Origin of the sequence: Legionella israelensis (genome assembly GCF_004571175.1) — a bacterium.
In the GTDB taxonomy this organism is placed as follows: domain Bacteria; phylum Pseudomonadota; class Gammaproteobacteria; order Legionellales; family Legionellaceae; genus Legionella_D; species Legionella_D israelensis.
Genome location: NZ_CP038273.1, coordinates 60,878 through 80,261, shown reverse-complemented (window position 1 = coordinate 80,261; position 19,384 = coordinate 60,878). Strand labels below are relative to the sequence as shown.

The window sequence follows — 19,384 nt, the reverse complement described above, 5'->3', positions numbered from 1 at the left end:
GATCAAATAATCCGCAATTTGCAGCCAAATAATCTCATGACGACCGCCTTTAGTAAGCTTATATGATTTTTGTGTCTTGATTTTTTAATTTTTCAAGTAAGCCTAATGCTGCAAATAAGGCCATTTCATCTTTTGGGCAAAAATCCATGGCAACGGCAAATCCGATATGATTCTCTTCCGGTAAGGTATTACACTCTCTATTCAGAATAGGTTTAACTTTATTAATTAGAGCTTGCATGGCCATATCATCTATCGAGGTAAAATGTACTTTTCTACTAGATAGCATTTCTCCTAAAGTTATATGCAAGGCATATTTCAATAAATATAAGCTATTTTCTTGCGCTTGATACAAAATGTTTAGCTGAATAAGACCAGATTCATTATATAAATGGGTAAATTCATATTTATCAGGAGAAAAAGCATGCTGAAGAATATCAGTTTGGTTGATATGTCTGGATTTACATCGGAAGAAAAATAGAGCAGTGTTATCCCTGTGTAACTCAGTAATTTTAAAACATCCTTGAAAAACAAAAGGATTTTTCCAAGCAGCAACCAACACCAGCGTTTCCACGTTAATTCCTGCAAATTTTTTTTGCATAACATTTTAGTTCCTATTTTGAAAAATACTGAACGGATTTGTAAGCGCTTAATTAACCTCACCTAGCAAAGTTCCTTCCCAACCTTGATACTCCGTTTATTTTTAACAACGGAGAAAATCAGCATGACAGACAATCCGAAAAGATCACGACGCGAATTTTGGCAATCTCATAATGACTCATGGGAAGTCAGTGGTTTAACCCAAGCTGTTTACTGTGAACAGCAAGGCATAAGTCATTCAGCGTTTTGTTATTGGCGAGGACGTCTTCGTCCTAAAGCTTCAAAAGCGCAGAGAACATCCCCTCATTTTCTAGCGGTTAAGTCAGCTGTTGAACCTACTTCGGCAAACACGCCCTATGAGCCGGCCATTCAGTTAATGTTGCCAAATGGTGTACGCCTTGGAATCAGCGGTCAGACCGACAAAGTCATTTTACGTGAAGTTTTAACGTTTGCAGGGGCGTTATAATGTTGCGCTTACCGGAAACGACAGCGATTTATGTTGCAACAACACCTGTTGATTTCAGAAAAGCCATTAATGGCTTGGCTGCCATGGTGATTGAGGAATTTGAATCGCCGGCGAACGATGGTTCTGTTTACGTTTTTTATAATCGTAGCCGTGACAGGGTTAAGTGTTTGTTTTGGGATAAGAATGGTTTTGTGCTTTATCACAAGCGCTTAGAGCGTGGAAAATTTAAGATGGAGAAGACGTCAACCCAGCTTGAAGCCATTACTCACCAACAGTTGGACTGGTTGTTGGCGGGGCTTGAATTTAAGTTGATGTCTGAATTTCCCATGCTTGATTTCAAGCATTATTTTTAAGTTAACTTCATGATTTTATTAAATTAAACCGTTACATTGCATGCTTATTTTGGTATAATAGTGCCCATTAAAACAACACAAATAATACCAACGATGAAACAACAATCTGACTTAACAGTAGAGCAATTACGCGAAGAAAATGCGCGTTTGTTGGCATTGTTGGCTCAGCAGGAAAGCACTATCGAAACGCTTCGCCACCAGCTGCACTTATTCCGTAATGCACGCTTTGGCCGCAAAAGCGAAAAAGGTGTCGTGCCGGAACAAATGGCATTGCAATTTGACGAAGCAGAGCCATCCAGTGAACAGGATGAATCGACTGTTGAGCCTTCTCAAACTGAAACCATTACCTATACCCGTGCTAAAAAAGGCACAGGCCGCAAAGCACTGCCCAAGTCATTACCCTATGTTGAGCAGATTCATGACTTAAGCGATGAAGAAAAACATTGCGACTGTGGTTGTGAGTTAACTCATATTGGTGACGACATCTCAGAACAACTGGATGTTGTACCGCAAATGACCTTCCGTGTGGTTCATGTTCGTAAAAAATACGCTTGCAAGACATGTGAAGAAACCATTCAAACGGCCAAACTGCCGAAACAACCTATTCCACAAAGCATTGCATCGTCTGGTTTACTGGCAGCAGTGATTGATGCCAAGTTTAACCGCCACATGCCGCTTTATCGCCAGGAGGCGATGTTTAAAGAAGCGGGCATTCCCGTTACCAGAGCAACGCTTTGCAACTGGGTGGTAAAAGCCGCTGATTTATTAACGCCGCTGGTTAAACTCATGGTTGCGGCCATTCACGATTATGACATCGCTTATGCGGATGAAACACCCGTGCAGGTGCTCAAGCAGAAAAACAAACCGCCAACATCAAAATCCTATATGTGGCTATTCATTGGCGGTCCACCGGATAAACGCTGTTATGTTTATCAGTACCATCCGTCACGCACTCACCAGATACCGGCTGATTTCTTTTCCGACTTCAGCGGCTACCTGCATGCTGACTGTTATGGTGGTTATGTCGCTTTAGACAAAGAAGACCATGTTACCCATGTTGCCTGTATGGCGCACGCCAGAAGGTATTTTGTCGATGTGGTCAAACTTGCCGGCAAGAAAAAAGGCATTGCCCATAAAGTCTTGACCTATTTTACCGAGCTTTATCAGCTGGAAGCTTCCCTCAAAGAGGCAAAGGCTGCACCAGACGATATTTATCAGGCAAGACAAAAAGAGGCCAAACCTATTCTTGATGAACTCAAAGACTTTGTTGAAGATAAAAAAATCAATATCCCACCGAAAAGCCCATTGGGCAAAGCCGTTCATTACCTGTTGACGCACTGGGTTGCGCTCAAACGATACCTTGACGATGGCCGTCTCGAAATAGATAACAACCGAACAGAGCGCTCCATTAAACCTTTCGTCATCGGACGAAAAAACTGGCTCTTTCATGGCAACGAAACGGGCGCCAAAGCAGGTGCTATCCTCTATTCCCTCATCGAAACCTGTAAGCAACACCAGGTTGATGCTTTCGCATGGTTGAAATACGCACTGACCAACATCCAATATGCTGAAACCATCGAACAGCTCGAAGCTTTGCTGCCCTTTCATGTAAACCCTTCCGAACTTGAAAACATGCGCAGCTTACCTGCTTTGGAAATGCCTGAGAAGAGTGGGGTTAATTAAGCGTTTACACGGATTTGATGAGATGAGTGCGTGTTATTTAATCATTTTTTAGTCCGCTTAAACAATAATCTGGAAAGTTAAAATAAGCTCAAGCTCAGGCCATGTAAATGTGGGTTAAATTACAGAAACGGGGCAAATGCGAACTGAGAGAGCGATTCTGTTTAAATTAAAAACAAATTTGCATCTGTTCTTGAAATTTATCTTGATTAAAATCAACTTAATAAAACAATATAGGACCAGTATTATCAACACAAACTGACCCTTATAACTAATCGCATAATTATTAAAGCGCAAAAAAGCATAAAAGTCGATATATTAATTAATCAGTTCCCTTCATTAAAGCCTTAACAGAGACATCTTCATCAATCTTTGACCAATGCACTCCAAGACCATTACCAATAAACCGCCAATTTTTACGTTCATCATCCGTTGCATCTCTAAGACGTGGAAACCATTCAAGAGGTGCTGAAATTTCTCGACCATCTGCCAATACAAAGTGTAATGAAGTTTTTGTAAAACTTACATCAACCGCGTGATCATCAAATTTAATAGCTAAAGTATTCATACCATTTCTCCAAAAATAATTCTTTATGTTCAATAACCAAGAGCCTAAGTTTTCCTAGCTCATGGCTTCTAAACCCATATGAGCTGGCCAGGCTTACAGGTTCAAGCCAAAATTTTCCCACCTTATCCCCATGTTCAATATGAATATGAGGGGGTTCCGATCCCTCAAGACTATAGAAGAAAAACCGGTAACCTCTAATCCTTAAAACTGTTGGCATATTTATGTCCCATATTAATGTAATTCACTTAAGCTGCCCTAAAATTAATTACCTCATCCAATATAAATTCAGAATCATTTGAACTAAACAGGTTACTAAAATCATATGTACCGTGCAGATTGACATGTTGCCAGGTCAAAATAGATGCATTGGTAATATTTTCAAGAAGAATATTCCTCTCATCATTTTCTACTTGCATCACTACTTTGGTTAACTCGATATAGTTCCATAAAATAATAATGTTTTGGATAATTGTTTTGCACATAACCGTAATTTCCTGATCTTCTTTTAAGGGTTCTAAAATATTCGGATCAGCAAAAGATATGGCATCAGAAAATTTATTGGCTAACTCGCCCTTGTTTAATTGTTTTTCAATAGCCTGCCGCCATTGCACATCGTCTATATATTTCAGGATAAAGATTGATTTGATGATACGGCCAAAATCTTTAAGGGATTCTTCCAGTGGATGTTGATTTGAGTATTCGCTTAATCTTTTTAGAATTGTTGAGGCACGGTGTTCCCGTAGTTTTATTGTTGCAATCAACCTTAATATGTTATCCCAATATCGTTTAATTTTACTCTCATTAACATAGTAAGTGGGTAATATGGGATACTCCTTACTTTCTAATATATTTTTTAGTTTTCCAAAGCTGACCAGCTTTTGTGAAGCAATATCTTTAAGTCGTGGCGCAAAAGTCACACTGAGTAGGTGTGATATAGCAAACACTTTTTCAGTGTAGCCATGTGTGTCTGTAGAGTGCATGTCGGATGAAACCGCATCATTGTGCAACAAACCATCGATCACATAAGCAGCATCACGTTCACTGCTGGTAAATACCGTTGAATAAAATAAGATGCCACGCTCATCGATAAAACGGTAAACACTGGCTCCTTTTCCATTGCCAAAGTACTTATAGGAAAAGTTGGTATTCAGTGACTCTGCTGATACGCATTGCTTTTTGCCATCACTGGATGTGTGCAACAAGTCTCGCTCTCTCTTAAATTTCTGAGGCAACCATAATTTACTCATCAGATCCACAAGTGATTGATTAACGGCATGAAGGTTATCTAAGGAAAAATACCAGTTAACAGCATGAGACAGAGTATTATAATTAATACCAATAGCTGTATGGCTAAGTTTATGAAGCCCGATGTTGCTTCCTAAGCCAAAGATACCTGCATAAAAGATTTCATTTTCTGGTGGTGTTTTCGAGCCGGTAATTTTGTGGTGTTTAAAACAGGCTGTGAATTTGGTTAATGCATTCATTTGCGCCATCATTTGTAAAATGGGAATATATTTACCTTCGCCAATAATACTTGTAATAGAGTCATACTTGGGTTTTTCCACCGCTGGCGTGTAGACCGAAAACCCGCCATCTTTGCGAATTGTTATATAATTATTGACTCCTTGAACAATACGTTGGTTCACATCAAAAAATTGTTTATCCAGCGTGCTTCGCAATAAAGAAAGTACTTTTTCGGCATCACTAAACTCGGTAAGTCCAAGTTTTTCTAACAAATGGGTTTTATGTTTATGCCAATACTGTTCATCAAGCAAGTAAGAATCAATAGACAAATAACGGAGCGAATAATTCAAACTTATCTGGCCACATTTTATAGCTTGAGCAACTTTGCAAAACAAGATGGCTTTATAAAGCGATATGTTAAACTTCCCATCACGATGAATAGCCTGGTACTCATGATCATCTAAAAATTCATTTGGTGCAGTAGCAGTTATTGTTTTATTGTTTTGATAGAACTCAATTGCCTGAAAAATCGCTTTTGCATTATCCTCATACTCAAAGCTTAGATGCTTTATAATTTCGGCAACACGATTTTGTAGCTTCCTGGACAAGTTACTCAGCACATTAAATTCATCATTGCATTTTTTCTCATTTTCCATCTGAAGCTGTAATTCCTTCGCATCCAGTTCGACCTGAGAAAATGAATGATTTTCTTTAGGTAGAATATTATTGAGTTCCCTAACCTTTTCATCATTATTTAAATTAATATCATGAACGACTCGTTGAACTTTATCTAAGGTATCTTTGGCATTATTAAAACCAGTGATGACTGATTTGGCCAGTCTGTTTTTTTCAGGCAACCTGTCCTTAATTAATAAATCAACTTCACGAGCCGCCTTATTTAAGTGTTGTTGAACTGATTTTAACAAAATATCAACAAGATTATCCTGCCAAAGCCTATACCAATAGTCAATAAATGCTATTAAATACAGATTTCTCTTATGGGTATCAGCCATCTCAGCAAGTTGTGTTGTTTTCGCCTTGTTTACCCAACCCGCATAATATTTAATCGCCTCAGAAGATAAAGCCAGTTTCTCTATTACAGATATTAGTTCTCGATGAAGTTTTTTTATAATTAAAAAATTGCGCATGTCCTGTTTGATTTTAGCGGGCTGCATTGATTGGGATATGTTTTTCAGACGTGTTAACAAAGCCCTCTCATAAGGCTCTCCTTCTTTTGACACCAACTGTTCCAATGCCTCTTGTTGCTTGGTTGTAATAACTTCGGCAATATTTTTTGTGACCCTTGCCTCAAATGCATGAAGTTTATCCGTGATGGTTCTTGCGATTCTATCATAGCTTGGCAATTCTATTTTCTTTTGTCTTAGCTGCTCAACTAGTGCATAAAACAGTTTGCGAGGATGCATCTGTTTATCGACCATGTCTATGATGGCCTCTTCAAAGAAATCTATTTTATTGTTAAATGGGAGGAACCCAGTATTTTCCAATATGAATAACCGATGCTTTTGCCTTGTTCTATCACCATATTGATGTATAAAATCCTTTGGTGGTGTGATGCCTATTATTTTTGCAGCAACTTTTATATCAGCAGACTTGAATGTTTTTGCGGTAAAGAATTTACCAGTTACTTTAAAGTAACCATATTGCAGCAAAAGCCCTAACTTATTAATATCCTGTTTTGTTTTATCAAACATTGATGAAATAGAGAGATCAACCTGAAAACAAGATTTTCGTTCATCCTGGGTTAATACTGGCGGTTTATCAAAACGCTTGGCTTCATAATTTGGTAATACTTCAATTAAACGCATTACTCAATCTCCCCAATCCTTTCTACAGCCTCACTTAAATCGGAAAAGGATGGTTGACAGTAAAGTTTCGTTGTATCTAACCGCTCATGCCCTGCAAGTGAGGCTACTTTCTCTAAGCTTATTCCAGCATCGATGAGATTTTTACAAAAAGTATGTCTTAATTGATGAGGAGAAATCATGCCAAGGTCTTCTGGGGTATGCAATCGTTTTAACATCAGTTGAATTCCTCGAGGACTAAGGACACCTCGCTGGCCATTAAAAATATATTCATTAGAACCTGCATGTTGTGCATATCCCAAGTCTTGGAAGGCAATCCTGGCATCTTTATTCAAAGGAACTTCACGGTATTTACAGCCCTTGCCAGCATTAATAGACAGGCGGCCTTTGCGTTCACTTAAGCTTATGTCATTCCACTTTAAATTACACAACTCACTGACACGTAAACCCGTATTAAGAAGTATTCTCACAATAGCAGCATCTCGCTTGCTTCCGAACTGCTCGGCGTGTCGCATTAATTGGTTCTGCTGGTTGCGGTTCAACCATTTTGGCATCGCTTGAGATTGTTTTACTGTTTTTGGAAAGGGGAATCGATACTTGATTTTCTTTGTTTTCCATCCCCATTCCAAAAAATATTTTAAAGACAGCAAGCGTCGGTTAATTGTTGGGGCCTTAAGCCCCGAATCAATTAAATGTTGTTTGTATTGACGTGCGTCAGTTGGAGTAATGTTGGTCAGTCTCATATCAGTTTTATTAACCGATTCAAACCATATTACAAATTGAAACAAGTCGCTTTGATAACTTGCCAGGGTCAACGGCGATTTATCAGTCGATTTTTGGTAATTGATGTAGGTTTCAATTTGGGTGTTTTTTGCCATTACTAATTATGCGATTAGATTATTTATAGATAATCTAGCACAAAAAAGTAAATTATGCGATGAGTTGATGGAATTTTCATCGCATAAGGATTATTATACGTATAGATTTAAAAATTATCGTTTAAGAGAAATCCAGGTTTAAATCCACAATAAGTTTCTTTTTCTTTTGTAGTATTGGTGAAAAAAAAAGCAAGATCAGAACATCCTATTTTCGATTTATTTTCAGGTTGCTTATTGGAGTGACTCTCGATTAAATTGGCTGCTGCTGTAAATCCCCGACTTTTAGCATATTCAAGAAGGGTCTCATTTTGATAGCATCTAATATCAGTTTTTGCTCCATTTTTAAGTAAACAGCGAACGACTTCTACCGCCTCAACAGAACCCTTGTCTCTAAATGATTTTTTATTATTTATTGCCCAGTGAAGTGCTAGCTTATTCATATTGTGATCGGGCATATCTACATTTGCACCCATGTTAATTAATTTTTGTACTGCATTAACAGAGTAGCCATACTCACATGCTACTCCCAACATTGTATTACCACAGCAATCAAAAGCATTTGCAGTAATAGCAAGAATATACTTAGGGGTTTCATCAGGAGAAAATTCTAAAAACTGTTTAATTGACTCCCTTGATTTTGAAGCATGCGGAAAGCTGGATATTATTTTTTGTATCTTACATAGCTCTTGTTCGGAGAGCTCTATCTCACTATCTATATAATATCTATAGCCTTCGGCATTAAATTTATATCTTTTCACTTCGTTACTCCAGTTACAATATTTTGCGCAAATATAGCATTACAGTTCGCATTTGTCCCGTTTCTGTAATTTAACCCAAATGTTCCTTGAAAATTTATAGGGTTCATGTAAATTACCGTCCTTTTTAGCAAACTTAAAAATTGAGTATGGACGAAGGAAAAGCGCTTATGCTGCTGCCAACATTCGAAAAAAGTCATGAGTTAATAAAACCGCTTAAAAATACTTAAAACCCCGAATCCCAATTATGATTACAATGATGTATTTAGATCAAGAGAAACTCTTTAGAAATCTATTCTTAACTCAGTTTGGCTGTTCACAAGACAAAGAATTATAACAAATATAGGTGAGTACAATATGCCAAAAAAAAATAAAGATGCGTTACTGAATTTCAAGGATCAATTAAGAAAATTTTCTCCTAGTACGAAGTGGCCAAAAAAATATTTATCACGGGGTGGGCTTAATTTGATACGCCTTTATAGAACCCCAGAAAAGATAAGGGTAATACGATCTTCTATTGAGGATAGAGAACGAACTCAAGCTGTTCAATGGCTTTATGAAAACTCGGATTTGGCTAGAAAAAATAATATTCTTGCCGATTATTATTATCTAAAGAATCAGGCGGCCATACAAAAGCAGTTCAGTGGTGATTTATCCGATTTTGTTAAATCGGATAAACTCGATTCTACGCGGGATTACAAAAGGATTTTTTACTCAATTGCTTATCAGTTATGTACGGCTATTGAGTTTTTGCATTCCCATAATATTGCCCATCAAGATATTAAGTTATATAACATATTATATCTTATGAAAAATGAAGATATACAAATTGCTTTGGCAGATCTGGATGGATGCTCTTATTTTGATGCCAATGGTGTTCTGTTGAATGGGAAACCATTACAATACACTGACGCCTACTTTTTGGGAAATGAATGTTCAGTAAAAAATGATATTTATGCGGCTTATCTAACATTGTTAGAATTATATTTTAAATCACCCATCCATGAAGCAATCAAAAATTATTTTCCGGAGTTCCCTGGCGCAGCCGTTTATTCATGGATTGTCAATGAACGAGAAAGATGGGTTGATGGAAAGTATAGTGAATTAAGCGTGGATAGGGATGCCAAGAAATTTTTTGATGCATTTAAACAAGGCGATTTAAGCGAAGCAAAACAATTGGCCAAAAACCATTTAAAATCGCAAACACCCAGTATAAAGAAGAATAGAAGTTATTTCTTTTGTGAGCACACCTCAAATTACCCGAAATATTTGGATATCTATACTAATAGAACAAAAAACTTCTTAATTGGAGCCATTGTTCTATACCAAAGTATAAATAATAACAATATAAGCTTTAAGACACTATCAAATTATTATAAAAGTTTCTGTCTGGCATTTAAATATGTTGAAGATAAGCCTAATAATAGCAAATCCCTTGTGGATATGTGCAGAACTTTAAAAAACTCTGTTAAAACATCACTAATAAATAAATTTGACGACCAAATGTATTTGGATACTTTCAACGACATAGAATTAAATATGGACGACGGTGGTGAGCAAAACAAAATTTAACTCTCCTGAGCAATTTGTTGCTTATAATATACCTATGCATCTAGAAATCGCCTCAGCATATATTGATTTTGCTTATGGAGGAAGAACGTAATCTATATTGGAGTTCGCCGATTACCACTTCATTTGGATAATGAACAAAAAAGTGGTTTTTGGACGCTGGGAATCTTAAAATTACTTTTTCTTCTTCGGCTTATTTGGCTTTCGAGCGGTTTCGCTAACTGTTGTTTTAGGGTGTTTTTCAGCATACTCTTTTGAGACATATTTTCCCGTTTCAGCGTCTCTAAATTTTTTTTCCATTTCAGCGCCTCCATTCATTTTCTATAATAAAAATATAACCTCCCGGCTACATTTCGTCAAAACACAATAATTTTCCCCTCCTGACAAGATATTGGCTTAAGTTATCCTCTTTGACAAGCCCACATAATTACATTCTGTTTTTTTCCGGCAAGATCGACTGCTTATTGTTTCTGTCTTAAAGGATGAGTTTCTTTAAGGAAGAATACAACAATAATCAAACTTGCTGCATAACATAAGGGCATAACCAACAAAGCTTTTTGATAACTTTCAATGGCATATACATGCACACCATTTACAATTTTCCAGGAATGACTATTATGTAATATAAAACCTACAACAGGTTGAAATATTGCTCCTCCTAACAATACAGAAAGATTATTAAACCCAGAAGCTGTTCCAACGTATTTGCTTGAATTATTATCTTTAACCACGGCGAAACTTACAGTCTGACCTCCTGATCCAAGCCCCAGAACAAAAAGAATTAGATACATTAATGATAAAGGTATATTTGGAACATACAGGAGCATCAAAGTTGCTATAAGGCCAAAAAAGCCGCTGATTCCCAAAGATAGTTTTCGACTTCCTACCCGATCACTTAACCAACCTAATAAAGGACTTCCAATGCCAATACCTATCCAAATCATACTGGTTAAGCCAGAAGCGACAAGCACACTGGTTTGATACTTAACCTGAAGATAAGGCACTCCCCAAAGAGCGGCAAATACCGCAATGGGTGTCCAGATGGTAAAAGCATAGGCTCCTGTTATCCAAGTATAAGAATGACGGCATACTGTGATTAAGCGCTTCCATTCCTCTTTAAAACCGTGTACAGGCTTCGGCTGGATATTTTGATCAGGAAAATCTCTGATGATGAGCCAGATTAATGCTGCAAGGATGCAACCCAGAGCAGCCAATATAAAATTGGCTATACGCCATCCGGCCAGATTGACCAAGGCAGCTAGAGGAACCTCGCCAAATATTGCCCCTATAGAGCTCATTAATTGAGCAACTCCTGCCATAAGAGCAAAATATTGCGGCGGAAACCAGCGTGATATTAAAACCAATACTCCGATAAATGAAAAGGCTGATCCCATACCAATAAGAAAGCGTCCAAGAGAAGCCGTTAGAACACTGTTGGTTGATGCAAAAAAAATCGTACCTGCTGCGCAAAGAAGTATAGCAAAAGTCATTAATTTTCTTGGGCCATAGCGATCAAAAAGTAAACCTGCAGGTAGTTGCATGGGTGCATAAGCGTAAAAATAAAATGCCGAGACAACACCAAAACCTTCAGCACTTACTCTAAAAGCCTGCATCATTTGTTTGGCCATAACTGAAGGAGCCACCTGCAATATGAATTCATAAAGATAAAAGGAAGCGGCGAGGAAAAAAATGATATAGGCACTAAAAAGATTAGTTTTTTTTATGTTTGTTATGCTCAAATTAGATTCACTTTGTTAATAAGTTCCAATTAAAGCTCAGTACTATTTTTAATGTCAATTATTTTTTAGTATAAACAACAAAATTTTCATCTGGCAATGTTGTGCAATGAATCCAATAATTCATCTATTAAAACGATTTGCTGGATAAATGGCTCCTAATAGCAGCGGGTATTGACTTCCAGTAATATCTGATAAATCGATGGCCTTATGGTGAATTGTTTTATCAGCTATCCAGGCAAACATCATTGCTTCCAGATAGTCCTCGGAAATTCCAACCTGGGATGTCTTTTCTACTGCAATATCAGGCAATAAAGAAGCGATTTTCATTTTCAATGCTTGATTATGCGCCCCGCCGCCGCACAAATAAAGCTTAGAAAACCTTATATTGGACTGCAGGATGGCATCGCTTATATTTCTCGCAGTTAATTCCAGTAAAGTAGCCTGGACATCAACGGGCGCATATTGTGGCGATAGATATTGCTCAAGCCATCTTAATGAAAAATATTCTTTGCCGATACTTTTAGGAGAAGACTGGATAAAAAATGGCTCAGAAAGCAGATTATCCAGCAAAGAAGGTATCAATTTCCCCTGCGCGGCCCAGTTGCCATTATGATCGAAGGAGCGATTGAGATGTTTGAATATCCATTTATCCATCAAACAATTACCTGGTCCCACATCCCAACCCCGTACACATCCATTTTTCGTAAGTAAACTGATATTGGCAATGCCTCCCAGATTAACCACAGCTATATTTTCTGTGCTGGAGGCAAGGATGGCTTTATGATACAAAGGAGCGAAAGGGGCTCCTTGACCACCTGCTACTATATCCCTGGTTCTAAAATCTGCCACAACGGTTATTCCCGTATGTTCGGCGATCGTATGGGGACATCCTAGCTGCATGGTATAATTGAGCTCCGCTGTAGTTCCGTGACAAACGGTCTGACCATGGCTGCCAATAGCAACGATCTGGCTTGCGGGAATCCTTGCCTTCGACAACAGGCTCATGGTTAAGTAGGCGAACTCGCAACCAATTAACCGATTTAATTCGCAAATGAATTTTAGAGAGTGAAGCTTCTGTTCTTGCAAACAATCTAATCGTCTTATCGCTTCTTCGCTGTATGCATTTGTTAATGCACAAACAAGCTGATTTGTTTTTACATCAAGCAAGGCAGCATCTATTCCATCCATGCTGGTTCCTGACATTAATCCAATATATAAGCTCATTATTACCTTCCATTTCTAGATTTGTGGTATATTATACAATCAAGCTTGCCAGGATGAAGTAAAAACCCGGATCAAATATATAGCTTTTTCCCGAATAATCTTGAGGGAATTTCCATTTATTAAATATATTTTCCACTGGTGATTCTAAATGCAGAATCGAAAAACACCGTTTATTTTCATCGCATCCTTGTCAGGATTTGCTTTGCTGACCTTTGATTTATATCAACCAGCACTACCTTATATTACACACCTATTTCATACTACTCACTCTATAGGCCAGCTTACTTTAAGTCTTTACTTGTTTATATTTGGCCTCAGTCAATTACTCTGGGGACCCTTGGTTGATCATTTCGGACGACAGAAATGCCTGCCTATCAGCCTTACCCTTTTTCTGATAGGTACTTTAATTTGCATCTTTGCCATCAATATCGGAATGTTGATCACAGGACGAATTATACAGGGACTATCGGTTTGCTGCGCAAATATTGTGGCCTTTTCATCTACCAGAGATTATGAAGACAGTACAATACGTGCGCGGGCTATTTCTCATATCTCCATGGCGATATCCATTTCACCTATTTTTGCACCACTTATTGGGGCAATCTTATTTGTTCATTTTGGCTGGCAATCCAATTTCATCAGTATGGCCCTTATAGCTTTAACGTTTTTGATTTTAAGCCAACATATTCTCCATGAGTCTCCTTATTGGGAGTCCAGAAAAAATGATTTCGCCCTAAGAACCTTATTTAGTTATTACCGAAATGTGATTAAACATCCACAACTATGGAAAGGCATTGTTATAATTACCGGTTCATATTCAAGTTTTATGATTTTCACGCTGAATGTCGCCTATTTGGTGATTGATGAACTTCATTTCTCTCCTTCTCAATTTGCATTTCTTTTTGCTGCTAATGGACTGATCATTATTGTTGGAAATTATTTGGGAATTCAGCTTCGAGAAATTTACCCATTAAAATGGAATATGCGTCTTGGTATTATCATCCATATGCTGGGCGGCCTTTCTATGCTTTGTCTTATGGCTTGGAGAGGATTAAGTATCTATGCATTGCTGCCTTCCGTGATTATCACCTTAGGAATAGTTCTGACAAATCCCCCGACCCTATCTCTGATGCTCACTGATTTTAAAAAAAATCCTGCTTCAGCCATGGCCATTATTAATACTTCAAGAATGAGTATTTCAGCGGTTTTTTCAATCATTATAGGAAGTCTTATCAGTTATCACCTTTGTTTTTTACCGCTTACAATTATACTTATTGCTTTTCTCTGCCTGATGTTCAGCTTTTCCTGGATACATTAAAACAACGGTAAAAATTATGCGTTGTAGTTTCAGCGATACATCGATATTCAATTTGGAGTAGTTCGGCTAGAAAAAGAGCAGTATGCTTAACTAAAGCAGGATGATTTTGTTTTCCTCGATATGGAACCGGAGCAAGATAAGGAGAATCTGTTTCAATTAAAATACGTTCTAAAGGTATTTGTCGGGCAACAATTTGTAAATTTTTGGCATTTTTAAAAGTGACGATTCCAGAGAATGAAATATAAAAATTTAAGTCAATAGCTTGCTTTGCCACCTCCAAGCTTTCTGCAAAACAATGCATAACTCCACCAATATGCTGAGCATTTTCTTCTGCCATGATTCTTAAGGTATCTTCGGCCGCATCCCTGGTATGAATAATTAATGGCTTTTGGGTCCGAATGGCTGCTCTGATATGCTCTCTGAAGCGTGACTGTTGAATATCACGTGCTTCATCACTGCTGGTACGATAGTAATCAAGACCAGTTTCGCCAATAGCAATGCATGCAGGATGAGCATTCGCTAATGAAATTAACTGCTCGGAAGTCACTTCTTCCGTCATTTCCGAGTTTGGATGCACCCCTACCGAGATACTGACATTTAAATGATCTTCGGCAATTTTTTGTAATTGAGGATAATCATCGAGCTCTACACAGACGGAAAGCATATGCTCTACATTTTCTTTTCTTGCCTGATCAAGAACATTTTGCAGGCTGTTGTCAAAAGGCGTTAAATCAATAAAATTTAAATGACAATGGGAATCAACAAGCATGATTTGGTTTTCCGCTTAAATTGTATCGGTGATTTGTGTGGATTTTAACATACCGGCTAAATAGGTCTCAATTTTATTACATAAATAGCGTTTTTGCTCACCGCAAAACTGAACGCCGATGCCGGCAGGTTTGTTACCCTGAGCACCTTTTGGTGTGATCCAGATGATTTTTCCTTCAATAACATAAGGCTCCGTTTCATCCATTAGCTTGATACAAAGTTTGACCTTTTCAGTTAAGGAGTAATTCTGTATTGTGCGGACAAAAATGCCCCCGCCTTTGACAAATGGCATATAGGCAAGATACAAAGAAGCCTCGCTTGTAAAAGTGCAACGAATTTCCTTCACCTCACTCGTCATGACTCATCCTTCTTATTTCTTCTCATATCTATCAAATGAATGCACAAATCCTCAATGGCCAAACTTTGATTTATATTCACATTATGGCTTATTTTTTGCAGTAATGAAGTAATTTTGGATAGCTGTAAAAACATTCTATGCAAATTGACTAAGGGCAAAAGCTGATTCAAATATTTATCATAAGTTCCTGTTGCCTTTTGATTTTGAATAAGTAAATAGATTAATTGAGAAAAAACCAGTGATAATAACTCTAATAAATCTTTAAATTCATGATCTTTCCATCGAATAGCAATCAGAGTTGGTATGGTTTTTCCTATTAATAGCTCAATTAGATCATCCAAAACAGAAACAATAAGCGAACTCTCAGGTTCTGAATTTAAAGCAAAAAGGTGATTTGCGAGTTGTAAAAGCTCATTATTTTTTATATTTTTATGAAAGCGCAATATATGACAGCGACTAATAACGGTGGGTAATAAAGAACTTAAATGTTCAGCTACTAAAACAAAAAAACTGTGTTCTGAGGGTTCCTCTAATATCTTCAAAAGCGCATTTGCTACGGACGGATTCATTCGTTCTGCCGCTTCCAGAACAAAAAATTGTGAAGCAGCACATTGCGGGGTTTGATAAGCTAATCCTTGTAACTGGCGTATCTGTTCTATCTTTAACCCATTGCCAGGTTTGTCAGGCTTAATCCAGTGAACATCGGGGTGTTCGGCTTTATGAATCATTCTGCAATGATGGCATTTCATACAGGGTTCACTTGTGTTTGCCACGCAAAAACTTAAAGAAATCAGCTTTTTAACGAATTGTGGTAAAGAACAATCGGTTGAGCCAATCAACAGTAAGGCCTGGGACAGACGTTTTTTGAGTATGGCCTGTTGTATTTGCTGCCATTGGTTATGATGTTCTGGCAGTAAAGGAGTTGCATCAAAGATTTGCATGAGTAATGAGATAGTTGTCTATTATTTGTGAGATTTCATTCTGTACTTCATTTAATGGAGCGGATGCATTGATGATTTTCACATTAGGAGTTAGTGTTATTAGTTTCATATAAGCATCATAAATTTTATGAAAGAACGCCATGGACTCCTGCTCAATTCTGTCAGCCTTCCCCCGCTGTCTGGCTCTTGCCATTCCTTCTTCAGGAGAGATATCAAGAAATAAAGTTAAATCAGGAGAAAATCCTTCCAGACAATATGCAGACAATTGTTTAATAAATTCTTTATTTAAGCCACGCCCGCCACCTTGATACGCAAATGTAGACAGTTCAAAACGATCGGTAATGACCCAAATGCCCTGTTTCAGTGCAGGTAAAATCACTTCATTAATCAATTGGATTCTTGCGGCATACAATAGTAATAACTCGGTTTTTGCATTTAGTGTTTCTTTATATCGCGGGTCTTTTAAAATTGAGCGCAGAATTTCACCAATTGCTGTTCCTCCGGGTTCACGTGTAATCAATACCTGAATACTCGCTTGCTGTAAACGATTAACCAGCAGTTCTACCGCGGTAGATTTTCCTGCTCCTTCCAGCCCTTCAATAGCAATAAATTTTCCCGAAAATGACATTATTAATCCTTGATTTGATAATGCAACACCGCCTTTCTATGCTGATCATAGGTTTTAGAAAAATGGTGCGAACCATCGCCCTTTGCCACAAAATAAAAATATTCAGTAAATTCCGGGTGTGCAGCGGCATCAATTGCATCCTTACCTACCATTGCAATGGGTGTTGGGGGTAGTCCGGGATATCGATACGTATTATAAGGTGAATCAACCTGTAAATCTGAGCGACTTAATTTACCTTTAAATTCAGAACCTAAGGCGTAAATCACTGTTGGATCCATTTGTAAAGGCATACTTTTTTTTAATCTATTCACCATGATTCCTGCTATAATCTTCTTTTCCCTGGGAATAGAGGCTTCTTTTTCCAGAATTGAGGCGGCGATAAGCAATTGATAGGAAGATCGATAAGGCAGGTTTTTATCACGATTTGCCCAACGAAAATCCAAATAATCCTTCAGTTTTTGATTGGCCTGATGTAGCAATGAAAAACTATGACTACCTGCCTGATATTGATAAGTATCTGCCAATAACAGCCCTTCGGCATTAAGATGATTTCCCGCTATTCGTTTCCATACGTCAGAGGTGTAAGTCAAATAGGGTGACTTCTCAAGCTTCGTACTTATTTTAGTTATATTACTCCCTTCAATAATCTGAAAAGACTCTGTAAGTACATCACCACGGACAACTCGATAAAGAAATTGCTGCGCTGATTCACCAGGATACACCTTATAGATTCCCGCTTTTAACTCTTTGGAAAAACCTTGCATTCTAATGATTAGAAGAAAAAGTTTTCCAGAACGAATGAGGTGCTTTTTCTTAAGTCTTTTGACAAACTGGTTCGCAGAAGTCTGATTTTCAAGATTAATGATAAGCGGTTCTTGTTTTACTGAGAGCATGGGCTTTTTAACTAAACGATACATATCCCATAACAGAACAGAAGCGGCAAAAAATAAGAAAACAGAGCTATAAATAATTAATTTCTTAAGCCAATTTTTTTCCATTTATATCCGTTTAAATATCAGGCTGCCGTTCGTACCCCCAAAACCGAGAGAATTACTTAACACATAATTAATTTCTCTGTATTGTGGCACATGCGGTACATAATTCAAATCACATCCTTCATCAGGATTATCCAGATTAATGGTTGGCGGTGCGACTTGATCCCGGATGGACAATACACTGAAGATGGCTTCAACAGCACCAGCTGCTCCAAGAAGATGACCTGTCATGGATTTTGTTGAACTGACCGCTAAATCATAAGCTGTATCAGAAAACACACGCTTGATAGCTATAGTTTCATTTAGATCATTTAAATGAGTAGAGGTTCCATGAGCATTAATATAATTAATATCCGATGGAGAGATGTTCGCATCTTGAACAGCGGCTTCCATTGACCGTGCTGCCCCGTCGGCATCCTCATCAGGTGCGGTAATGTGGTAAGCGTCTGCAGACATTCCAAAGCCACAAAGTTCAGCATAAATTTTTGCACCCCTGGCTTTTGCGTGTTCATATTCTTCCAGAACAAAAATACCGGCCCCCTCACCCATGACAAAACCATCGCGATCTTTATCCCATGGTCTTGATGCTTTTTCAGGCTCATCATTTCGTTTGGATAATGATCGAACAGCAGAAAATCCTGCCAGGCACAAGGGAGTCGTTGTCATTTCAGCACCGCCACATACCATTACATCAGCATCGCCATGGGCGATCATACGACCAGCAAAGCCAATGTTATGTGTGCCGGTAGTACAGGCCGTAACGACGGAAATATTAGGTCCTTTTAAACGATGACGGATGGAAATCTGGCCGGCAACCATATTGATAATACCTGCAGGAATGAAAAATGGTGATACCTTTCTGGGACCTCCTTCAAGCAATCGTTCCTGATTATTGGTAATAGTCTGAATGCCGCCAATACCAGCTCCTACAGCAACTCCAGTACGTAAAGATAAATGATCGTCAATTTTCAACCTGGCATCATTAATGGCTTCATCAGCTGCAGCGATACCATATTGAGTAAAAACATCCATTTTTCGTGCATCTTTAAGCGGCACATATTTTTCAATGTCAAAATTTTTTACTTTGGCCCATATCTTTGTAGGATAATCAGTGGCATCAAAGTCCTCAACTTTGCCAACACCACTAACACCAGACAAAATATTTTTCCAGCTTTCTTCAACATTAAGTCCAACAGGGGTAACCATCCCCATGCCAGTAATTACTACACGCCGCTTATTCAATGTAAAACTCCTAAATAA

Annotated in this window: 20 protein-coding genes; 5 read left to right on the top strand and 15 right to left on the bottom strand. The window is 38.0% G+C overall.

Annotated elements, in window-relative coordinates:
* Nucleotides 1-58 precede the first annotated feature (58 nt).
* Nucleotides 59-598, bottom strand: a complete 540-nt coding sequence (locus E4T55_RS00340; RefSeq protein ID WP_058501903.1) for a hypothetical protein — start codon at nucleotides 596-598, stop codon at nucleotides 59-61.
* Nucleotides 599-721: 123 nt separating this feature from the next.
* Between E4T55_RS00340 and tnpA the strand changes: the two genes are divergently transcribed.
* From tnpA to tnpC, 3 genes are all read left to right on the top strand, one after another.
* Nucleotides 722-1,063, top strand: a complete 342-nt coding sequence (gene tnpA, locus E4T55_RS00335) for an IS66 family insertion sequence element accessory protein TnpA (RefSeq protein ID WP_058501899.1) — start codon at nucleotides 722-724, stop codon at nucleotides 1,061-1,063.
* Nucleotides 1,063-1,416, top strand: a complete 354-nt coding sequence (gene tnpB / locus E4T55_RS00330) for an IS66 family insertion sequence element accessory protein TnpB (protein WP_058501898.1) — start codon at nucleotides 1,063-1,065, stop codon at nucleotides 1,414-1,416. The genes tnpA and tnpB overlap by 1 nt, the downstream gene beginning before the upstream one ends.
* A 93-nt stretch (nucleotides 1,417-1,509) precedes the next feature.
* The gene (gene tnpC / locus E4T55_RS00325) at nucleotides 1,510-3,099 is read left to right on the top strand and encodes an IS66 family transposase (RefSeq protein ID WP_058501897.1); all 1,590 of its coding nucleotides are present in this window, start codon (nucleotides 1,510-1,512) and stop codon (nucleotides 3,097-3,099) included.
* 319 nt (nucleotides 3,100-3,418) lie between these two features.
* On the opposite strand, the gene E4T55_RS00320 is transcribed toward tnpC, so the two are convergent.
* The 5 genes from E4T55_RS00320 to E4T55_RS00300 all read right to left on the bottom strand — a co-directional run bounded on the left by E4T55_RS00320 (nucleotide 3,419) and on the right by E4T55_RS00300 (nucleotide 8,587).
* Nucleotides 3,419-3,664: a DUF2442 domain-containing protein gene (locus tag E4T55_RS00320; RefSeq protein WP_058502386.1), complete on the bottom strand. Its 246-nt coding sequence runs from the start codon at nucleotides 3,662-3,664 to the stop codon at nucleotides 3,419-3,421.
* A complete protein-coding gene (locus E4T55_RS00315) occupies nucleotides 3,645-3,881 on the bottom strand; it encodes a DUF4160 domain-containing protein (RefSeq protein ID WP_058502385.1) in 237 nt (78 codons plus the stop codon). Before E4T55_RS00315 ends, E4T55_RS00320 begins: the two co-directional genes overlap by 20 nt.
* 28 nt (nucleotides 3,882-3,909) lie before the next feature.
* On the bottom strand, nucleotides 3,910-6,954 hold the full coding sequence (locus E4T55_RS00310) for a Tn3 family transposase (protein ID WP_058502384.1): 3,045 nt from the start codon (nucleotides 6,952-6,954) through the stop codon (nucleotides 3,910-3,912).
* Nucleotides 6,954-7,829 carry a tyrosine-type recombinase/integrase gene (locus E4T55_RS00305; RefSeq protein WP_058502383.1) on the bottom strand — a complete coding sequence of 292 codons (876 nt, stop codon included), beginning with the start codon at nucleotides 7,827-7,829 and terminating at the stop codon, nucleotides 6,954-6,956. The genes E4T55_RS00310 and E4T55_RS00305 overlap by 1 nt, the downstream gene beginning before the upstream one ends.
* A 107-nt stretch (nucleotides 7,830-7,936) precedes the next feature.
* Nucleotides 7,937-8,587 (bottom strand): ankyrin repeat domain-containing protein, encoded by a 651-nt coding sequence (locus E4T55_RS00300; protein ID WP_058502382.1) that lies wholly within the window; start codon nucleotides 8,585-8,587, stop codon nucleotides 7,937-7,939.
* A gap of 354 nt (nucleotides 8,588-8,941) precedes the next feature.
* On the opposite strand from E4T55_RS00300, the gene E4T55_RS00295 reads away from it, so the two are divergent.
* Nucleotides 8,942-10,156, top strand: a complete 1,215-nt coding sequence (locus tag E4T55_RS00295) for a protein kinase domain-containing protein (protein ID WP_058502365.1) — start codon at nucleotides 8,942-8,944, stop codon at nucleotides 10,154-10,156.
* Nucleotides 10,157-10,327: 171 nt separating this feature from the next.
* On the opposite strand, the gene E4T55_RS00290 is transcribed toward E4T55_RS00295, so the two are convergent.
* The 3 genes from E4T55_RS00290 to E4T55_RS00280 form a co-directional block, all read right to left on the bottom strand.
* A complete protein-coding gene (locus E4T55_RS00290) occupies nucleotides 10,328-10,453 on the bottom strand; it encodes a multidrug transporter (RefSeq protein WP_065236006.1) in 126 nt (41 codons plus the stop codon).
* Nucleotides 10,454-10,614: 161 nt separating this feature from the next.
* Nucleotides 10,615-11,892 (bottom strand): MFS transporter, encoded by a 1,278-nt coding sequence (locus tag E4T55_RS00285; protein ID WP_058502364.1) that lies wholly within the window; start codon nucleotides 11,890-11,892, stop codon nucleotides 10,615-10,617.
* Nucleotides 11,893-12,012: 120 nt separating this feature from the next.
* Nucleotides 12,013-13,116, bottom strand: a complete 1,104-nt coding sequence (locus tag E4T55_RS00280) for an anhydro-N-acetylmuramic acid kinase (RefSeq protein ID WP_058502363.1) — start codon at nucleotides 13,114-13,116, stop codon at nucleotides 12,013-12,015.
* A 148-nt stretch (nucleotides 13,117-13,264) separates the two neighbouring features.
* Here E4T55_RS00280 and E4T55_RS00275 point away from each other — a divergent pair, with 148 nt between their 5' ends.
* The gene (locus E4T55_RS00275) at nucleotides 13,265-14,434 is read left to right on the top strand and encodes an MFS transporter (protein WP_065236005.1); all 1,170 of its coding nucleotides are present in this window, start codon (nucleotides 13,265-13,267) and stop codon (nucleotides 14,432-14,434) included.
* Here E4T55_RS00275 and E4T55_RS00270 read toward each other — a convergent pair.
* From E4T55_RS00270 to fabF, 6 genes are read right to left on the bottom strand one after another with little or no spacing between them, the layout of a single operon-like run.
* Nucleotides 14,412-15,203 carry a TatD family hydrolase gene (locus E4T55_RS00270; RefSeq protein ID WP_058502362.1) on the bottom strand — a complete coding sequence of 264 codons (792 nt, stop codon included), beginning with the start codon at nucleotides 15,201-15,203 and terminating at the stop codon, nucleotides 14,412-14,414. The genes E4T55_RS00275 and E4T55_RS00270 overlap by 23 nt on opposite strands.
* A 15-nt stretch (nucleotides 15,204-15,218) precedes the next feature.
* Nucleotides 15,219-15,560, bottom strand: coding sequence for a PilZ domain-containing protein (locus E4T55_RS00265; RefSeq protein WP_058502361.1), 342 nt, complete (start codon nucleotides 15,558-15,560; stop codon nucleotides 15,219-15,221).
* Entirely contained in the window at nucleotides 15,557-16,501 is a 945-nt protein-coding gene (locus E4T55_RS00260; protein ID WP_058502360.1) for a hypothetical protein, read from the bottom strand. Before E4T55_RS00260 ends, E4T55_RS00265 begins: the two co-directional genes overlap by 4 nt.
* Nucleotides 16,488-17,132 carry a dTMP kinase gene (gene tmk, locus E4T55_RS00255; protein ID WP_058502359.1) on the bottom strand — a complete coding sequence of 215 codons (645 nt, stop codon included), beginning with the start codon at nucleotides 17,130-17,132 and terminating at the stop codon, nucleotides 16,488-16,490. Before tmk ends, E4T55_RS00260 begins: the two co-directional genes overlap by 14 nt.
* Nucleotides 17,132-18,127: an endolytic transglycosylase MltG gene (gene mltG, locus E4T55_RS00250; RefSeq protein ID WP_058502358.1), complete on the bottom strand. Its 996-nt coding sequence runs from the start codon at nucleotides 18,125-18,127 to the stop codon at nucleotides 17,132-17,134. Before mltG ends, tmk begins: the two co-directional genes overlap by 1 nt.
* On the bottom strand, nucleotides 18,128-19,366 hold the full coding sequence (fabF, locus tag E4T55_RS00245) for a beta-ketoacyl-ACP synthase II (protein ID WP_058502357.1): 1,239 nt from the start codon (nucleotides 19,364-19,366) through the stop codon (nucleotides 18,128-18,130). It abuts the gene before it with no gap.
* Nucleotides 19,367-19,384 lie beyond the last annotated feature (18 nt).